Below are 17,974 nucleotides of genomic sequence, written 5' to 3' on the forward strand. Positions count from 1 at the left end.
GCAGATTATATCCAATGATAAATGAATAGCATGATCTTTTTCTGTTAATAATGGGTAGATGTGGAAATTAATTTTGTTAGTGAAATGATAAAAAACAGGAAAGAATTTTATCAATATGATACGATAGGAGAAAATATCCTTGTTATACAATTAGGGAATAGATAATATAGTAGGCAGTAAAGGCAGTGAGAGTAAATTGAACAAGAAGGAAAAGCTTGTTGTACTGATTGGTCCAACAGCAGTGGGGAAGACGAAATTAAGTATTGAATTAGCAAAAAGATTCAACGGGGAAATTATTAGCGGGGATTCGATGCAAATTTATAAAGGGATGGATATCGGTACAGCAAAAATTAAGCCAACTGAAATGGAAGGAATTCCACATCATTTAATTGATATTAAGAATCCTGACGAGCCTTTTTCGGTTGCCGAGTTTCAAGAACTTGTCCGATTGAAAATTACGGAAATATCTCAAAGAGGAAAGCTTCCCATGATTGTTGGTGGAACTGGTTTATATATTCAGTCAGTTATTTATGATTATCAATTTTCGGAAGCTCCTTCTGACGATCGTTTTCGAATCATGCTGGAAAAAAGAGCAGATGAGGAAGGAAATGAGAAGCTGCATCAAGAATTGATGGAAATAGATCCTGAAAGCGCAAGGAAGATCCATCCAAATAATGTTCGCAGAGTAATTAGAGCGCTAGAAGTGTACCACTGTACAGGAAAAACCGTAAGCGATTACCAGGAAATACAGCAGCCTGAATTGATGTATGAAACAGCTATAATTGGACTAACAATGGAACGGGATAAGCTGTATGAACGTATCAATTATAGAGTAGATTTAATGGTAAGAGATGGACTTCTCCCAGAGGTAGAGAAATTATACTTGCAAGGATTAAAGGACTGTCAATCAATTCAAGCAATTGGATATAAAGAAATTTATGAATACTTTCATGCCCGTGTTACGCTTGAAGAAGCTGTCACACAGTTAAAACAAAATTCAAGACGTTACGCGAAAAGACAGTTAACCTGGTTCCGAAATAAAATGAATGTCGACTGGTTTGATATGACTGATGCCGCGGGTTTAGAAGGATTTGAAAAAAAACTTGATGAAATTTCCACACATATTGAAGGAAAGCTGCAATTAAAATCGAATACATAGTATTAGAGATAAAAGAGGAGGAAATTGTATGAAAACATCGATCAATATTCAGGATCAATTTTTAAATCAGCTTCGCAAGGATAATACCAATGTAACGGTCTTTTTATTAAATGGATTCCAAATCAGAGGACAAATTAAAGGCTTTGATAATTTTACTGTACTATTTGAATCGGAAGGAAAGCAGCAGCTTGTTTATAAGCATGCTATTTCAACATTTGCACCTCAGCGAAATGTACAGCTGGATATGGATAACCAGTAAAAGTCTTGTTATATAAATAAATGAACGTGACCCTCGCTTCTATTGTAGCGGGGGTTTTTTTTGAGTAAGTTGAAAAGTTGAATACAGAGATAGTTTTAGATAAAAAAGAAAAAATGGTAATCCGGCAATTGTTTCTATTCAGGAAAAAGCAATTGGAAGTATTAGATAAGTGTGAATATGGGGGGATAAACAGTCTGTGAACAAGGCAGTTTAATTAGTGAAAATTACAATCCAAGATTTTAAGACGGCAATATAGAGAAGATTGATCATTCCTGGTTTAAATTTCTTATTTAAATTCCATAAAAACCAAAGTATTTCTATCAAGCTGAGATTAATTTATTAACTGGAATATGCCATTCTAATATGTAAAGGAAGATTGGAATGCCTATTTCATGTCTTCATCTCTATTTTCAATCTTCCGCTTCGACTCATAGACTTATAGCTATCTTTACAAGTTAATTAAACGGAATAAAGACATGGGCGGTTTGTCTATGTCTTTTTTTGTTATTTTATTACTAAAATCTGATATTTTTTCCGAATAATATAAATTATTTTAAAATTTTAACTGTACTATTTTGATTAAACTCTTATAATGGATAAGGAAGATGAATTTCCTATAAAACCCAAAATTTGAAATAAAACCATACTAAAATTGATTAATAATAGATTGGTATGAAAAACATATGAATTTGAACAGAATAACTTTATTTCGAAATAGGATGCCTTAAAAGGAGAAGTCAAGATGAATAAATCAATAATCATCCATGAGTTCAAAACGATAAGCAAAAGCAAGAAAAATATTTTATTTATAATCTCTTTGATAGTTTTGATTTTTAGTTACAGTTTTTTGGTCCTGCCAACGAAAAAAACTCCAGACTCCTTTAATCACCAAGAAGTAAAGCAAGAGATAGAGGATATAGCAGCAATTCAAAAGGGGAGAGAATCAAGAGGCGCAACCGGTTTCCATAACATGGCGGGGAGAGCCATTTATGCTGAGGCTGAATATTCATATAAGATAAAAAGTAAACTCGTTAGCGCATTTGAAGATCAAGATTTCATTCGTTTTAGCCACTTAAGGATGAAGGATTTTGCTTTCCATGGCATTACTTCAGATGAATTAATTATTTCAAAATCTCCTTTTCCAGGGAAGGACACTATTCACTTATATAACCAAACGATACTTCGTTACCAAGGATATTTAGAAGAGAAGCTGCCCATTACCTACAAGATAATTGAACAAAAAACTGCTTTGCAGACAATCCAAAATTTTCTCTTAAGCTCATCTGTGTTAGCAATTTTATTTTGTGCCATCTATTTTAGCAGCGATATGTTGGCAAAGGACCGTCAAAATCGGACAATTTTACAGGGAATACCTATTTCATGGTACCGCTTAATTAATTTAAAAACATTTGTTTCATTCACATATACAACTGTTATTCTGGCGGGGCTCCTATTAATATCGGTCACAGTCCTTACCATTCTAAATGGTTTTGGATCTTTTGATATTCACGTCCCTATTATACTTACGGAGAAAACAGGATCTTTTGGCTCTAGTTTAAATGATTATAACACTTTATCCATGGCTAAATTTCTGATTATGGCATTCAGTTTTTTACCCATTCTAATCCATCTTTTTATAAGACTAAATGCTGTTTTAAGCTTATTATTTAAAAATGCTTGGCTTGTCCTTATGATTAGCACAGCTATTTTGTTCTCCGAACGGATTTATTTTTCGAGAACATTAAGAGATTTATTTGGTATTAAAATTAGCAATTTTCCACAAACGTATTTTGAGTTCGGTAAAATCGTTACAGGGGAAAAAAACTATTTAGTGAATTTAGAGACGATTACGTATGGAAAAGGGATTCTTGTTTTAATGATTACGCTCCTTATTTTGGAAATTGTGCTTTATGCAGTTTCCCGCATTATTAACAAGCGGCGTTTTTATCAAGGCATTTGAGCCATTTCAAAAGAAAGGAAATGGAATATGTTCTGGAAATATACACTTTTTGAAACAAAAATATTATTGCACAATCGAAAAAACTGGTTTGTAGCTTCATGCCTATTGCTTTTTTTTCTTGTATTTTTTATTAATAGCAGCCAGGAAGAACCAATGTCATTAAAAGATCAAAAGAGAGAAGAAGCAAGGATTATGAATGCAACGTTTGATCATATAGAGGTTCAGCGTGAGGATGTACCTGAAATCAGTGAAATCTACGATATTCTTACAAAGCAATCTTCCTTGATTAATTTTCAAGTGTACTATTTGGGGATTGGGGACGATAGTGAACAATATATAGAAAATGGCCTGGAATTAAATCAATTGCGCCTAAAGGTTCATGAGCTAGGGAATAAAGGAATTCCTGATTACCTTATTACACCAAGAGAAGAAATTCTTAAAGAAAATGCTCTATTAAACTATATGAAAGATCACAAGCTGCCAATTGGTGCGGATTCATTTTTAACAAATTATTATTTTGTCAACGCTCTACAATCAATGAGCGGGTTGTTATTTTTAACGATTATCTTAATTAGCGGGAGTGAGTTACTTGTATTTGAACAGCGCCATCGTACGCTAGTTAAAGGATTTCCAATATCATTCATGAAAAAAGTAAATGCTAAAGTTGCTGTTCATTTTATATACATTTATTCATTTTTGCTTATTGGTTTTCTAATCGGGTGTACTTATGCAGTTGAAAAACTAAATGCTAAAGATTTTTCTTTTCCTGTATTAATTTATAAAACTGGAGATTATGTGGCAGTTTCTACTGCACAATATCTTGTATTTATTATTCTGGGAATGGCTCTTGTTACCGTGGTGCTGCTGTATTTTTCTATATTGCTTAATATGTTATTCCAAAACGCTTTTGCCAATCTACTTGTTGGATTAGGAATCTATTATCTTCCAGACCTGCTTGTGTCCGCTGGTATGAACACTTCTTATTTACATCCGATTAAATTCATTAATATTGCTGGAGTATTATCGGGTGATCTAGCCATTCAGTTGGGGAATAGCTCCATAGACTACAAGTATGCAATCATCTTGTTAATGGCAGTGACAATCTTTTTGAACATTTCCATTTATTTAATCAATACATATAGCTATCGAAGAAAACCGAAAGATGTGCCTTTAGAGAAAGTGTTCTAAATCATCATATTGGATAAGGTAAAGTGTATTTCAAATAAAAGGGAGTGAGAAGCAGTGATAAAAATAAAAGATGTTACTGTCGCTTATAAGGACAAAAAAGTTTTAGATAAATTGACATTAACAGCTGAAAAAGGGGAAATTATTGGTTTAGTAGCACCTAATGGTACAGGCAAAACAACATTATTTAAAGTAATGTCTAACTACTTGAAACCTAATTCGGGTGTTGTGATATTTAATAATAAGTTTGAATATAAAACGGAAAAGGATGAACTTTCCATTCGCAAACAACTAGTGACCTTTCCTGACCAAGATGATTTATTTGAAGAATTAACTGGTGTAGACCATATGAACTTGTACGGGAATATGTGGAAGGGGACAACAAAACATGTTCCCTCCATTATTGAGAAATTGAAAATGACGAGCTATGTTAAGAAGAAAGTGAGAACCTATTCTTTGGGTATGCGGCAAAGATTATGTTTTGCAATGATGATGGCGGCTGACACGCCAGTAATGCTTATGGACGAAGTTATGAATGGCCTTGACATAGCAAATGTTGTGCTGATCTCGGATTGCTTGATTCAAATGAAAAAGGAAGAAAAGTTAATATTCGTTGCATCACATTTACTCGAAAACTTAGATTTATATGCCGACCGAGTGCTTTATCTAAAAGATGGAGTCATTATTCATCAGCAAAGTCTAGTGGATTCAACAAAAGACTATATTAAAATGGAATTAAAACCTGATGAGTATAAACAACTCTTAACAGATTATAAATTTCCAGACGATCATCTTTACATAGCCAACCATCTTTTTTGTATTCCCTTAGTGCACATGGATATAGAAGAAAAAACAGAGTGGATTGAACGGTTACTTGTCTATAAAGGGAAGGAGCTAAAGATTGGGCCTCTAGGAACAGTGGAAAATTATGAAAAATATTATCTTGAGGTATGAGTTACATAATGTATGCAGCTCGCTAGATCATACGGAGGTGCAAAGCTATGAAAAGAACCATTTTATTTCTATATATTGCTAGTATGCTTTTTCTGAATGGCTGTCAGCAACTCTCAGAGAAAATAATAAGCTATCAGGAAAACTATGAGATTGTTGGAAAAGAAAAGGATGAAATGATTAATAACACCAGTGAAACCATTTATGAATCCATTGACCGCAGTAATTTAGATGCGAAGGAAGTAATCATTGATCCTATTTATAAGGATGGCGAGGATGTTATCCTTCCTCGAGGAAGGTATAAAATTGGCGGACATATAACAGGGAATGTTTATATACATGATGAACATGGAAAATTGTTATTTCATGATATTTTAGGAACTGCTCCACTTGGTGTAGAGAGTATTACGGTTGATGTTAATGGCTCACATATTGTTCATGTTGACGGATTTGAACAAGCTTATATAATGCCTGTAACGACACAGCTATCTTCAGAACTTAGTTCAGGCATTTGGGAAGTAGGAAAAGATATTGAAGAAGGGAGCTATACAGTAACTGGATCTGGTTTAGGGTATTTACAAATATACGAGCAAGGTGAATCCCCTCAAGTATTTGAAGTAATAGGAGGAGATAGCCACACAGCAAGTAAAGTTCATTTAAAAGATGGACAAAAACTGAAAATTTCAGGAGTAAATATAATCCAGTTCAGTTCTAACTCTTAAGAAGTGTCAAGGGAATCTGGATAGCATGGGGCAATAGGTCTTTTCATCTGAACGGGACAAAGAAACAACAATTAGACTAACTTTTTCTACAAGAAATTAAAATGAATTTTCATTCAAATGGTCAGATGCAATCAAAAAAGCAGATGAACAAATTGGTAAGGATCGTTCCGTTCCTTAAGTTTGCAAAAAAACAATATTTCTTAGGAACAGGAACTGAATTTTTTATTTATTGCATTTCTGTAATGAACAAATAGAAGCTGCAGAAAACTCTAAAGGGGTTCGGAATGATTTCATCCCGAACCCCTTTAGAGTTTTCTGCTTTTACTTATTTAAAGTATTTATTACCTGTTAAGTCTTTAGAAATCACTTCAGTAGGAATAATGAATTCAACAACGCCCATATAACCAGGTGCTACTTCATATTCGTCAAAAGAGATAACTAATTTATGATCTTTGTTAATATAGAAGTTCTGATCGGCAGAAATCTGCTCGAATCTATTTGCTGGATTAATGTCTTCGATACCCGGGTCGTTTAACCAGTAAACTTTATTATTGTCTTTCTTCATTTGTTCTTTCATTTGACTTTTAATATTTTCACTAATATTTGCTAAATAATCATTATTTTTAAATAAGATTGGAAGAGTTAATAGAACTTGGTCTTTTTTATCAATTGTATCGTATGTCATTGTTGTAGATGAAGAGCCTTGAGTTTTATTCATATATCGTCCGATAGAGAATATGAGCTCATCATCTGTTTTTACTTCATAGCCTGAATGGACGCTTAAATGACCATTTCCTTTTTCCTTTAGTTCATTTACATCCTTTTTAAACTCATCATATAATTTTTGGTTTTCAGCTATATACTTTTGATTAAGGCTGCTCTCAAGCTCTTTATTGTCAAGACTCTCTATTTTAGGAACCTTGAGCTGGGCATTTACAACTTTTCCTTCAGCAGTAAAATTAACTCCCTTTACAATTGTGCCAACTACTGGTACATCTGATAAAGTTTTAGCAAAAGATGAGCTTGTATTCACACCTGCTGTAATGATTGCTGCAGCAGCAGTTAATCCAATAATCCATTTATAGCCTTTTTTCATTAGAAACATCTCCATTTTATAGTTAATTAAATTTGTGGTATCTTGAGTGGCTCTTTCGCCGTTCTAACAACAATATTTTTTATAGGGCCCTGTTTAGTTAGATACGTATCCTTGATATGTTACATATAATAGACGCTGAGGGGGGAGAAAAAAGTTTGAAAAATATCTTTAAATTTTTTTCTAATTGTAATGGCTATAAAAAACTTTTAAGAGATTGAAATATGTTAATAATAAGGACAAGTTCTATTCGAGTTAATGGCATGATGGCTATATCATTGCAATTAAATAATGGCGAACAGTGACTGAGACTGTTCGCCATTTCCAAGGATTATGAAATTTTTGTGATAGGATTCTAGAGATCCTGTAACTCGGATGCCATTATCTATTATCTTTTTGTCGAATCTTTAAAAGCTCCAGCCCTTTTAACAACGCTTCTCCTCCAAAACCTGCAATGATGGAAAGGAGGATAACTTTCAGTGTTGAATCAGGATCTGTATAGACAACCAAAAAAACTGCACCAAGAGCTCCTAAGATGACTTCTTCCCAAAATCCTAGATAAATAAACCTTTTTGTTTTTCGGGGCACTACTAGTTTCCCCTCTTTACTTAGATGCCCTGCTACACCGACTAGTCCACCAATCAAAACAGCGAAGATAATGTTCAACAACATTTGCACTTCACACTCCTAAAGTCGTGATTTTTGGTTAAGCGACCTTAGTTTGATTCTTGGTGTATTACTAGTATATAAGAATATTGTTAAAATAGAATGTGTAAAAATACCGAATTTTCCAATAATTACCCTAGGAAAACTTTACTGTATAATAATTACATTTTTGCGGTGTTCATACTAATGTATTACATTTTGATGAATAGTTCTTTGCCTTTGAGATAAAATAGCAGACAAACTAATACCATTCAATTAAAAGTCTCTGAAGGCATAACTCCCACCATCCGTTTGAAGGCAGGGTAAGGGGCATTGGCCAAACAATAAATACATTTGATAAAGTAGCAATGGCTTCGGAATACCGAATAGCTATTGCTTTGAAACTGAAATGATATACCATTACAAAAGCGGAAGGTTTTTAGCCAAACCGATTGTTCGTCAATTAGAATGATGCTAGAGTTCAATGGCAAAAGGGAGACAATTTGATAATTGTATTTTATTTTATATAGAAATTACTTATTATAAAAAAAAGAGGGGAAAATATGTACTCTTCTTTATCTTTATAGTCATCGTTCCATCTTTCCGTTAATTAATAGCTTTTTAATTGATACCATTCAAACTGGTCTTAGGTAAACCTAGTTTCCCAACACTAAGGTTTTAGCTGGAGCGGGGGATTTTTGAGCGTTTTCCGTAAAATCTTTAATGAAGTCAGTGCGGCTTGAATACATATAGATATAGTATTTTTTTATAAGAATCAATCCCTGATCTTATATAGGCATTTGTCACAAAAATGACTTCTAGGCGTATACTGTTTTGAGAACGTGAGGTGAACGCTTTTGGACCAGCCGATTCGCATGAAAAATAATGGGCAGATTAGTATTGTCCTTAATTCACAGAAACGAAAGACGTTAGCAAAAGAATTACCTGAATCTCAACCCCTTCCAAAAGATATTCCACCAGAACATGCAGCACTTAAAGATATTGAAGATGAACTTGGTACATTGGTTGGAATGGAAGAAATGAAAAGAATGATTAAGGAAATTTATGCGTGGATATACGTGAATAAAAAACGGGAGGAGTCTGGGCTGAAGGCAGGAAAACAGGCACTCCATATGATGTTTAAAGGGAATCCAGGCACTGGAAAAACCACTGTAGCACGATTAATTGGAAAGCTCTTTCAAAAAATGAACGTCTTATCAAAAGGCCATTTAATCGAGGCAGAGAGAGCAGATCTTGTCGGGGAGTATATTGGACATACAGCACAAAAAACACGTGATTTAATAAAAAAGGCAATAGGCGGAATCCTTTTTATTGATGAGGCATATTCACTTGGAAGAGGCGGGGAAAAGGATTTTGGGAAAGAAGCGATAGATACGCTTGTAAAGCATATGGAAGACAAACAGCATGATTTTATTCTTATTCTTGCAGGCTACTCGAAAGAAATGGACTATTTTCTCACCTTAAATCCGGGGTTGCATTCACGTTTTCCTCTTGTCATTGACTTTCCGGATTATTCAATTCTTCAATTGATGGATATCGGGCAACGAATGTTAAAGGAAAGAGAGTATACCTTTAGCCACGAAGCTGAGAAGAAGCTTCGGGAGCATTTAATATGGGTTAAAACAGTTTTAAACCCAGCAAGTTTTTCTAATGGAAGGTATATCAGGAATGTCATCGAAAAATCAATTCGTGCTCAAGCAATGAGGTTGTTGATGCAAAATACGTATGATCGGCATGAATTAATTACGATTAGAAGCAATGATTTAGTATTTGAAGAGGATTAATTGATAACAAAAGGATTCCGTCTTTACGGAATCCTTTATTCATGAGGACAGCAGATGCTGACCTTGTTTTTTTATGTACCCAGTCTCCGTGCAGGCAGCTTCCATTTATACGTATATGAAAGGACCCTTAATCCAGTAATAACAAAAAATAAAGTATATAATTCAAAAGATGAAACAGCTAGTTTAAGTCCAATGGCGAGCCCGCAAAGAATGGCCCACACAGCATATATTTCAGCTTTTAAAACAAGAGGCTTTCTTCGAGCGAGAAGGTCACGCACAATCCCTCCACCGCTTCCAGTTAGAACAGCAGCAACAATTACTGCACTTAGCGGATGATTCATTTCAGATGCATAAAGTGCTCCTTGAATAGCAAAAGCTGAAAGACCAATCGCATCAAAGAAATTTCCCCATTTTTGCCAGTGCTTTAATAAGTTATTCGGAAAAAGGAACACGGCTGTTATAGATAGTAACGCAATTTGGAAAAACAGTCCTTGTTCCCATAAGGCGGATACAGGAACCCCAATTAAGAGATTACGAATTGCCCCTCCACCAAAGGCGGTTACAATTCCTAAAATATACACGCCTAGTATGTCATATTCCTCTTCCATTGCTACAATCGCTCCGCTTATGGCAAATGCAATTGTTCCGATCATACTTAAAACTTCCCAAGTCATTATTTTTGCTCCTCTATGATGATGAAAACCAATTGAAATAGGATATGAAAAGAAAAACTTGTCAGATACCCTTTAAGTTAATTTTTTATATAGATTCCTAGTTTTCTTGCAAACATTATGATTTTACCAAAAATATCGAAATTTACAATCCTTTTATTATAATTTAGGATTTGAAATCGGGAATAATAAAAATAACCTTGAGTTGGCACGAAAATTAGAGTTGCTGCAAGATATTTGATATGATGGTAAATAGATTAATGAATGAAAGAAGGTTGCTGATTGGAACAAAAGACTGAATTTGAAAAAGTCATTTTAGTTGGTTGTCAAACAAATGAAGATGATCAACGATTTGGTTATTCGATGGATGAGCTCGGTTCATTAACAGAAACAGCAAAAGGGCATGTATTGGCTACTGTTACGCAAAAACGTGAGCGCATCCACCCGGCTACATACATAGGAAAAGGAAAGGTCTCAGAGCTAACTGCTCTTCAGGAAGAAGTGGAAGCAGATTTAATCATTTTTAATGATGAATTATCCCCTAGCCAAGTCCGAAATCTTTCAAGAGATCTTCATGCACGAATTATTGACCGAACACAATTAATTTTAGATATATTTGCAGGAAGGGCTCGTTCAAAAGAAGGGAAATTACAAGTAGAATTAGCTCAGCTTCAATATTTGCTGCCACGCCTTATGGGGCAGGGGACCCAATTATCAAGATTGGGTGCCGGAATTGGGACGCGTGGGCCTGGTGAAACTAAGCTTGAATCTGATCGCCGTCATATTCGAAATCGCATTAATGATATTAAAACGCAGCTCGAGGTGATCGTAAAACACCGAGATAGGTACCGGGAAAGACGAAAGAAAAATAAAGCTTTTCAGATTGCCCTTGTCGGATATACGAACGCTGGCAAGTCCACATTATTTAATCGGCTAACAGAGGCAGACTCCTTGGAAGAGAATCAGCTCTTTGCTACACTTGACCCCATGACTAGAAAGGTGATTTTACCTAGCGGGTTCTTAACGCTTTTAACTGATACGGTTGGTTTTATTCAAGATTTGCCAACGACCCTCATCGCAGCTTTTCGATCAACACTGGAAGAAGTAAGGGAGGCGGATTTATTGCTTCATCTGGTAGATAGTTCAAGTCCAGATTATTACCAGCATGAACAAACAGTAAATAAGCTTCTTGAGGATTTAGAAAATGAGAAAATCCCACAAATAGTAGTATATAATAAAAAAGATTGCAGGCATTCTGATTTTGTCCCAACAGCAAAAACGAAGACAATCCAAATTAGCGCATTTGATGAAGAGGATCGAAATAGTTTAAAGAAATTTATGGAAGAAATAGTTTTAAGTATGATGAGCTTTTATCATGTAGAGGTGCCTTCTACAGAAGGGAAATTTCTATCACAGTTAAAAAATGAGACGGTTCTTCGTGAACTATCCTTTCATGAGGAAAAACAAATCTACATTTGTAAAGGCTATTTTTTAGAGGATCATCAAATTGCAGGACAAATTAGTAAATATAAGATTTAGATAAGGAGAACAACATGTTTCAACAATTATCAAATGGGGAAAAACTGCAGCCGATTGTAAATGAAGCGGAGCAGCAAATTGCATTGGTCCTTCAGCAAATTGATAAACGAATTGATGAAAACCAATTTAGAGTATTACAAAGCTTTCAAAATAATAAAGTAAGTGATTCACATTTCATTCCTACAACTGGATACGGCTATGATGACATTGGCCGTGATACGCTTGAAAAAATTTATGCAGATGTATTTGGGGGAGAGTCTGCTCTTGTTCGGCCGCAGATTATTTCTGGCACGCATGCGATTTCCATTGCGTTGTTTGGTGTCCTTCGTCCCGGAGATGAATTGCTATATATCACTGGCAAGCCTTATGATACGTTAGAAGAAATAGTTGGGATAAGGGGAAGTGGCAACGGCTCATTAAAGGAATTCAATATTTCGTACAATAGTGTGCATTTGAAGAATGATGGTTCCGTTGATTATCGTGCTGTTGAACAGGCAATTAAACCAAATACAAAAATGATTGGAATTCAGCGTTCGAAAGGGTATGCAACTAGACCCTCCTTTACGATTGCACAAATAAAAGAAATGATTCAGTTTGTCAAAGAAATCAAACCGGATGTAGTAGTTTTCGTAGATAATTGCTATGGAGAGTTTGTTGAAGAGTTGGAGCCTTGTCATATCGGAGCCGATTTAATGGCTGGCTCTCTCATAAAGAATCCTGGAGGCGGACTTGCGAAGACAGGCGGATATATTGTCGGAAAAGAAAAATGGGTGGAGGCATGCTCATATCGAATGACTTCACCTGGAATTGGTGCGGAGGCAGGGGCATCCCTTTATAGTCTCCAAGAAATGTATCAGGGTTTTTTCATGGCTCCGCATATTGTGGGTCAAGCATTGAAAGGTGCAGTGTTCACTTCTGCCATTCTAGAGAGATTTGGCATGAATTCTTCTCCTAAATGGGATGCAAAGAGAACGGATTTAATCCAGGCGGTTCAATTTGATAACCGAGATAAGATGGTGGCGTTTTGCCAAGCTATTCAATTTGCGGCACCGATTAATTCGCACGTAACACCATATCCTAGTCCTATGCCTGGATATGAGGACGATGTTATTATGGCTGCAGGTGCTTTTATACAGGGTGCAAGCATTGAATTATCTGCAGACGGTCCAATTCGTCCTCCATACGTTGCCTATGTTCAAGGTGGCCTCACTTATTCTCATGTTAAAATCGCCATCTGTCATGCGCTTAACGGATTATTAGATAAGGGACTAATCGATGTTAATTAAAAGAAGTTATAAAAATAAAATAATTAGATAAAGAGGTTTGGATAACAAAAATCCAAGCCTTTTATTTTTTTTTGAAAATCCCATGTAAGAAAACCTAACATGCATTTGACAACTAACCTAACATCGATTATTCTAATAATAGAAAAAATGTAAAGGAGGAGAAAGAAGTGACTGGGAGCAACATTCGACGTTCCATGCCGCTTTTTCCAATTGGGCCTGTCATGCAGCTGACTGAATTGACTGCAAGACAAATTCGGTACTATGAAGAGCGCCAATTGATTTCTCCAGCTCGATCTGAAGGCAATAGAAGATTGTTCTCGCTCAATGATATTGACAAACTCCTTGAGATAAAAGATTTAATTGATCAAGGAATCAATATGGCTGGAATCAAACAGCTATTATTTGTGAAAAATCAAGAAGTAATCGCTTCTGATGTTAAACTCGATAAATCAGAGAGAGAACTATCTAATGATGAAATCAGAAGGCATCTTAGAAAAGAAATCGTACAAGCCGGGAGATTTAATCAACATTTATCAAGTCAGGCGAATATAACTCGCTTATTTCACTGATGAAGAGGCTTTAAACAAAAAGGGAGGAATTATTATATGGCAAAGTTTACAAAAGAGGATATTAGACGCATTTCAGCTGAAGAGAATGTTAAATTCATCCGTCTCCAATTTACAGATATTTTGGGAACAATTAAAAATGTTGAGATCCCTATTAGCCAGCTCGAAAAAGCACTTGATAATAAAATGATGTTTGATGGTTCCTCTATTGAAGGGTTTGTTCGAATCGAAGAATCAGATATGTATCTTTTCCCAGATTTAGACACATGGGTGGTTTTTCCTTGGACTGCTGAAAAAGGAAAAGTAGCTCGTCTGATATGTGATATTCATAACGCAGATGGAACTCCTTTCCAAGGCGATCCTCGCAACAACTTAAAACGAATTTTAAATGAAATGGAAGAAATGGGCTTTACAGACTTTAATTTAGGACCCGAGCCAGAATTCTTCTTATTCAAATTGGATCAGAATGGAGATCCTTCTCTTGAGCTAAATGATAATGGAGGATATTTTGATTTAGCACCTACTGATCTTGGGGAAAATTGCCGCCGAGACATTGTGCTTGAGCTCGAAGAAATGGGCTTTGAAATTGAAGCATCCCATCACGAGGTAGCTCCAGGACAGCATGAGATTGACTTCAAATATGCGGATGCCCTAACAGCCTGTGACCAAATCCAAACGTTCAAGCTAGTTGTGAAAACCATTGCCCGTAAACATGGCTTGCATGCCACTTTCATGCCGAAGCCATTATTCGGTGTTGCAGGATCAGGGATGCACTGCAATGTGTCTCTTTTTAAAGAGGGCAAGAATGCTTTCTTTGATGAAAAAGGGGATTTGCAATTGAGTGATCATGCACGTCAGTTTATTGCAGGAATACTTAGACATGCAACAAGTTTTACAGCAGTTACAAATCCAACAGTTAATTCTTATAAGCGCTTAGTTCCAGGTTATGAAGCGCCATGCTATGTGGCTTGGTCTGCACAGAACCGTTCTCCGTTAATTCGTATTCCTTCTTCTCGCGGAGTAAGTACACGCGTTGAGGTTCGAAGCGTGGATCCTGCAGCAAACCCATATTTGGCTATGGCCGTTCTGCTAAAAGCGGGTCTTGATGGAATTAATAATAATCTTGTCCCTCCGGCATCAGTCGATCGAAATATTTATGTGATGAGCAAGGATGAGCGCATTGCTGAAGGAATTGATGATCTGCCTTCAACTTTAGCTGAGGCACTAGAAAAATTAAAAGGAAATGAAACAATTATTTCTGCCTTAGGCGGCCATATCTTCGAACACTTTGTTGAAGCGAAAGAAATAGAATGGGATATGTTCCGCACTCAAGTCCATCCTTGGGAACGCGAACAATATATGTCGATGTATTAATAATTTAGAAACCGCTGGAGCAGGATGCTCCAGCGGTTTTTTACAATGGTTAACTCAGATGAAATAATTTAATAAGTTACAAAAACTGGGGTTACAAATAATCTGTAAGATTATTAGGATTGATAAATTAGCTGTAAATTTTGATAAGCCATCACTTCAAATTACTAATCGGGGGGATTAGTAGAAGTTTAGACTATAATGCCAAAAAAAATTAAAGAAATTCAGGATTAACCACAAATTATGGAGCAGTAATACTTACCTTTAACCCAAAATCTTCAGGCTACTTTAATTAAACGCAGTAAAGAAATGATAGCAAGTTCTATTAAATTAATATCTAATTAAACAATAAAAAAATATGTAAATAATAAATAGAATTTATAAAGAAAACCGCTGTTTGACACGATGATTATTTTCATCTGTTTATCGGAAGCCTTTTTTCAAGTACCATGGAATTTTGAAAAAATAGAATTTAAGATATTAGCAAAATCTCTTTTAAACTAGCAATCCCCCGTGCAAACAACACGGGGGACGAGGTATTAATGAATATCACGATATACACCAATTACTTTACCTAAAATAGAAACATTACGAAGAATAATCGGTTCCATTGTTGAGTTTTCAGGCTGCAGTCTAATCCAATCCTTCTCTTTAAAAAATCTCTTTACCGTTGCCTCGTCGTCCTCTGTCATCGCAACGATGATATCTCCGTTATTAGCAGTGCTTTGCTGTCTGACGACTACATAATCTCCATCTAAAATTCCTGCTTCAATCATGCTTTCTCCCATAATTTCAAGCATAAAAACATGCTCATCTGCTGGAGCAAGTCTTTCAGGCAACGGAAAATATTCCTCAACATTTTCTACAGCAGTTATTGGTATACCAGCAGTTACCTTTCCGACAATTGGTACATTGACAACTTTATAATTGATCACATCGGCACTTTCGTCTAAATCAAGTATTTCAATCGCACGAGGTTTAGTTGGGTCTCTGCGGATGAGCCCTTTAGTTTCTAACCTTGCTAGATGTCCATGAACAGTTGAACTTGAAGCAAGTCCAACTGCTTCACCGATCTCTCTAACAGAAGGCGGGTATCCTTTAAGCTTTACCTCATCCTTAATAAAATTTAATATATCCTGTTGCCGTTTCGATAATTTTACCATCATAATTCCCTCACTTATGATTTCTTTTCCCAATTATAGCATCTATTAGTAAAAAGTACAAACATAAGTTCGAACAATTGTTGACACGAAACAAATGTTCGGTATATAATCGATTTAACAAAACGAACATATATTCTTATTGAGGTGTAAATATAATGAAAAAATTGTGGAATCAATATTCTTATGCTATTATTCTAGTCGTTTTAAGCTTAGTGACTTCTTTTATACTAATGATTCATAATAGTGTTTCGGGTGAAGATGGTCTGATGAAAATTACAGTTGATGAAGGAGATTCGCTTTGGCAGCTGGCTGAAGAATTATCAGATGAACATATGCTTTCAGCAAAGGAATTTGTACAATGGGTTGAAAGACATAATGGAATTTCAGGTGATAGAATTTATCCAGGTGATGAACTAGTTATTCCAATAGCATTAGAAAAGGACAATGGAACAGAAGTGGCAAGCTCACAAAGTAAATAGATTAGGAGAAGACGAAATATATGAATGCAATCATCTATTGCCGGGTCAGCACGACAAAAGAAACGCAGGAAACGTCCCTATTAAGGCAAGAAGAGGAGCTTACTAAACTTGCTAATGATATGGGATTCGAAATCGTTAAGGTTATTAGAGAACAAGCTAGTGGATATGACTTGGAACGGGAAGGAATACTTGATCTCCTCTCTTTAATAAAAGCGGGTCAAGCCGATGTTATCTTAATACAAGATGAAACAAGGTTAGGACGGGGCAATGCGAAGATTGCCATTCTTCACTGTATATTAAAAGAAGGAATAAAATTATTTAGCATTTCTCATAGTGGGGAATTGCAGCTATCAGAATCTGACTCAATGGTTTTAAATATTGTCGGCATGGTAGAAGAATATCAAAGGAAACTACATAATATAAAGATTAAACGCGGGATGAGAAGAGCTGTTAAAAATGGTTATAGACCTCAAAAAAATTTGTCCAATCTGGGAGTCCATTCCGGAAGGGATCGAATAGAGGTTCCGGTTGAAGAAATTGTTAGACTCCGTAAGAATGACTTAACATTTTCGGAAATTGCTGCAACTCTTAGAGGATTTGGCTATGATATTTCAAAAGCAACTGTACATAGAAGGTATAAGGAATATATTGAATCTGAATCTCCAGAGTGAACTTCTTGTCAAAAGCAGGCATTTTTAGTATTATGGCAGTTGAGTTTAATGATAAATATAAAGGAGCCGAACTATGCTGCCTAAAGAAAAGCTTGATCGTATTAATATGCTAGCTAAGAAAGCGAAAGGTACTGGTCTTACAGAACAAGAAGCTAAGGAGCAATCTGCTCTGCGCAGAGAGTATTTAGAGACATTTCGTTCATCAATGTTTAATACATTAAAAGGTGTAACAATCGTTGATCCAAATGGAAATGATGTCACACCGAAAAAGCTTAAAGAGGTTCAAAAAAAGAATCTTCATTAATCGGAGGAATACATATGATTTGTATTCCTTCTTTACATAGGGTTGTGCAAATGTGACAAAATATAAATAAATCTGCTTTTTTGCTAGGTTTTGATACAATTTATTGAATATGGATGAAGCTGTCTATATTATTATAAGAGTAATG

At 35.5% G+C, this 17,974-nt stretch carries 18 protein-coding genes; 14 read left to right on the plus strand and 4 right to left on the minus strand.

Annotation, left to right across the window (positions count from 1 at the left end; all coding sequences use genetic code 11):
- Nucleotides 1–196: 196 nt before the first annotated feature.
- The 6 genes from miaA (at nt 197) to ASU02_RS10140 (ending at nt 6,236) form a co-directional block, all read left to right on the plus strand.
- Nucleotides 197–1,159: a tRNA (adenosine(37)-N6)-dimethylallyltransferase MiaA gene (miaA, locus tag ASU02_RS10115; RefSeq protein WP_057763297.1), complete on the plus strand. Its 963-nt coding sequence runs from the start codon at nt 197–199 to the stop codon at nt 1,157–1,159.
- Nucleotides 1,160–1,187: 28 nt separating this feature from the next.
- The gene (gene hfq, locus ASU02_RS10120; protein WP_053475754.1) at nt 1,188–1,418 is read left to right on the plus strand and encodes an RNA chaperone Hfq; all 231 of its coding nucleotides are present in this window, start codon (nt 1,188–1,190) and stop codon (nt 1,416–1,418) included.
- Between the two features lie 742 nt (nt 1,419–2,160).
- Nucleotides 2,161–3,378: a hypothetical protein gene (locus ASU02_RS10125; protein WP_057763298.1), complete on the plus strand. Its 1,218-nt coding sequence runs from the start codon at nt 2,161–2,163 to the stop codon at nt 3,376–3,378.
- Nucleotides 3,379–3,531: 153 nt separating this feature from the next.
- Nucleotides 3,532–4,566: a hypothetical protein gene (locus tag ASU02_RS10130; RefSeq protein WP_157684504.1), complete on the plus strand. Its 1,035-nt coding sequence runs from the start codon at nt 3,532–3,534 to the stop codon at nt 4,564–4,566.
- A gap of 54 nt (nt 4,567–4,620) precedes the next feature.
- Nucleotides 4,621–5,517 (plus strand): ATP-binding cassette domain-containing protein, encoded by an 897-nt coding sequence (locus ASU02_RS10135; RefSeq protein ID WP_057763300.1) that lies wholly within the window; start codon nt 4,621–4,623, stop codon nt 5,515–5,517.
- A 47-nt stretch (nt 5,518–5,564) separates the two neighbouring features.
- Complete coding sequence (locus tag ASU02_RS10140; RefSeq protein WP_057763301.1) at nt 5,565–6,236, plus strand: hypothetical protein; 672 nt, start codon at nt 5,565–5,567, stop codon at nt 6,234–6,236.
- Between the two features lie 325 nt (nt 6,237–6,561).
- On the opposite strand, the gene ASU02_RS10145 is transcribed toward ASU02_RS10140, so the two are convergent.
- Together ASU02_RS10145 and ASU02_RS10150 are read right to left on the minus strand one after the other, a co-directional pair.
- Nucleotides 6,562–7,332, minus strand: coding sequence for a DUF3298 and DUF4163 domain-containing protein (locus tag ASU02_RS10145; protein ID WP_232426220.1), 771 nt, complete (start codon nt 7,330–7,332; stop codon nt 6,562–6,564).
- Between the two features lie 378 nt (nt 7,333–7,710).
- On the minus strand, nt 7,711–8,001 hold the full coding sequence (locus ASU02_RS10150; RefSeq protein WP_057763303.1) for a DUF4257 domain-containing protein: 291 nt from the start codon (nt 7,999–8,001) through the stop codon (nt 7,711–7,713).
- 830 nt (nt 8,002–8,831) lie between these two features.
- Here ASU02_RS10150 and spoVK point away from each other — a divergent pair.
- On the plus strand, nt 8,832–9,779 hold the full coding sequence (gene spoVK / locus ASU02_RS10155; RefSeq protein WP_057763304.1) for a stage V sporulation protein K: 948 nt from the start codon (nt 8,832–8,834) through the stop codon (nt 9,777–9,779).
- 71 nt (nt 9,780–9,850) lie between these two features.
- On the opposite strand, the gene ASU02_RS10160 is transcribed toward spoVK, so the two are convergent.
- Nucleotides 9,851–10,453, minus strand: coding sequence for a trimeric intracellular cation channel family protein (locus tag ASU02_RS10160; RefSeq protein WP_057763305.1), 603 nt, complete (start codon nt 10,451–10,453; stop codon nt 9,851–9,853).
- A 279-nt stretch (nt 10,454–10,732) separates the two neighbouring features.
- Between ASU02_RS10160 and hflX the strand changes: the two genes are divergently transcribed.
- The 4 genes from hflX (at nt 10,733) to glnA (ending at nt 15,215) form a co-directional block, all read left to right on the plus strand.
- Entirely contained in the window at nt 10,733–11,989 is a 1,257-nt protein-coding gene (gene hflX / locus ASU02_RS10165; RefSeq protein WP_057763306.1) for a GTPase HflX, read from the plus strand.
- Nucleotides 11,990–12,003: 14 nt separating this feature from the next.
- Nucleotides 12,004–13,275, plus strand: coding sequence for a methionine gamma-lyase family protein (locus ASU02_RS10170; protein WP_057763307.1), 1,272 nt, complete (start codon nt 12,004–12,006; stop codon nt 13,273–13,275).
- Between the two features lie 167 nt (nt 13,276–13,442).
- Nucleotides 13,443–13,844 carry a MerR family transcriptional regulator gene (locus tag ASU02_RS10175; protein WP_057763308.1) on the plus strand — a complete coding sequence of 134 codons (402 nt, stop codon included), beginning with the start codon at nt 13,443–13,445 and terminating at the stop codon, nt 13,842–13,844.
- A 36-nt stretch (nt 13,845–13,880) separates the two neighbouring features.
- Complete coding sequence (glnA, locus tag ASU02_RS10180; protein WP_057763309.1) at nt 13,881–15,215, plus strand: type I glutamate--ammonia ligase; 1,335 nt, start codon at nt 13,881–13,883, stop codon at nt 15,213–15,215.
- Between the two features lie 536 nt (nt 15,216–15,751).
- On the opposite strand, the gene lexA is transcribed toward glnA, so the two are convergent.
- On the minus strand, nt 15,752–16,375 hold the full coding sequence (gene lexA / locus ASU02_RS10185; protein ID WP_057763310.1) for a transcriptional repressor LexA: 624 nt from the start codon (nt 16,373–16,375) through the stop codon (nt 15,752–15,754).
- Nucleotides 16,376–16,530: 155 nt separating this feature from the next.
- Between lexA and yneA the strand changes: the two genes are divergently transcribed.
- The 3 genes from yneA (at nt 16,531) to ASU02_RS10200 (ending at nt 17,829) form a co-directional block, all read left to right on the plus strand.
- Nucleotides 16,531–16,854 carry a cell division suppressor protein YneA gene (gene yneA, locus ASU02_RS10190; RefSeq protein ID WP_198317424.1) on the plus strand — a complete coding sequence of 108 codons (324 nt, stop codon included), beginning with the start codon at nt 16,531–16,533 and terminating at the stop codon, nt 16,852–16,854.
- A 20-nt stretch (nt 16,855–16,874) separates the two neighbouring features.
- Nucleotides 16,875–17,525 (plus strand): YneB family resolvase-like protein, encoded by a 651-nt coding sequence (locus ASU02_RS10195; protein ID WP_057763312.1) that lies wholly within the window; start codon nt 16,875–16,877, stop codon nt 17,523–17,525.
- Between the two features lie 73 nt (nt 17,526–17,598).
- Nucleotides 17,599–17,829, plus strand: a complete 231-nt coding sequence (locus tag ASU02_RS10200) for a DUF896 domain-containing protein (protein WP_057763313.1) — start codon at nt 17,599–17,601, stop codon at nt 17,827–17,829.
- The last annotated feature ends 145 nt before the right edge of the window (nt 17,830–17,974 follow it).

It is taken from the genome of Cytobacillus praedii, assembly GCF_001439605.1.
Taxonomy (GTDB): Bacteria; Bacillota; Bacilli; order Bacillales; family Cytobacillaceae; genus Cytobacillus; species Cytobacillus praedii.

What these genes read in the sequence shown, in the direction of transcription:
- hfq (WP_053475754.1), top strand. Translation starts at nt 1,188, where the DNA reads ATGAAAACATCGATCAATATTCAGGATCAATTTTTAAATCAGCTTCGC.
- ASU02_RS10125 (WP_057763298.1), top strand. Translation starts at nt 2,161, where the DNA reads ATGAATAAATCAATAATCATCCATGAGTTCAAAACGATAAGCAAAAGC.
- ASU02_RS10130 (WP_157684504.1), top strand. Translation starts at nt 3,532, where the DNA reads ATGTCATTAAAAGATCAAAAGAGAGAAGAAGCAAGGATTATGAATGCA.
- ASU02_RS10140 (WP_057763301.1), top strand. Translation starts at nt 5,565, where the DNA reads ATGAAAAGAACCATTTTATTTCTATATATTGCTAGTATGCTTTTTCTG.
- ASU02_RS10145 (WP_232426220.1), bottom strand. Translation starts at nt 7,332, where the DNA reads ATGAAAAAAGGCTATAAATGGATTATTGGATTAACTGCTGCTGCAGCA.
- ASU02_RS10150 (WP_057763303.1), bottom strand. Translation starts at nt 8,001, where the DNA reads ATGTTGTTGAACATTATCTTCGCTGTTTTGATTGGTGGACTAGTCGGT.
- ASU02_RS10160 (WP_057763305.1), bottom strand. Translation starts at nt 10,453, where the DNA reads ATGACTTGGGAAGTTTTAAGTATGATCGGAACAATTGCATTTGCCATA.
- ASU02_RS10170 (WP_057763307.1), top strand. Translation starts at nt 12,004, where the DNA reads ATGTTTCAACAATTATCAAATGGGGAAAAACTGCAGCCGATTGTAAAT.
- glnA (WP_057763309.1), top strand. Translation starts at nt 13,881, where the DNA reads ATGGCAAAGTTTACAAAAGAGGATATTAGACGCATTTCAGCTGAAGAG.
- lexA (WP_057763310.1), bottom strand. Translation starts at nt 16,375, where the DNA reads ATGGTAAAATTATCGAAACGGCAACAGGATATATTAAATTTTATTAAG.
- yneA (WP_198317424.1), top strand. Translation starts at nt 16,531, where the DNA reads ATGAAAAAATTGTGGAATCAATATTCTTATGCTATTATTCTAGTCGTT.
- ASU02_RS10195 (WP_057763312.1), top strand. Translation starts at nt 16,875, where the DNA reads ATGAATGCAATCATCTATTGCCGGGTCAGCACGACAAAAGAAACGCAG.
- ASU02_RS10200 (WP_057763313.1), top strand. Translation starts at nt 17,599, where the DNA reads ATGCTGCCTAAAGAAAAGCTTGATCGTATTAATATGCTAGCTAAGAAA.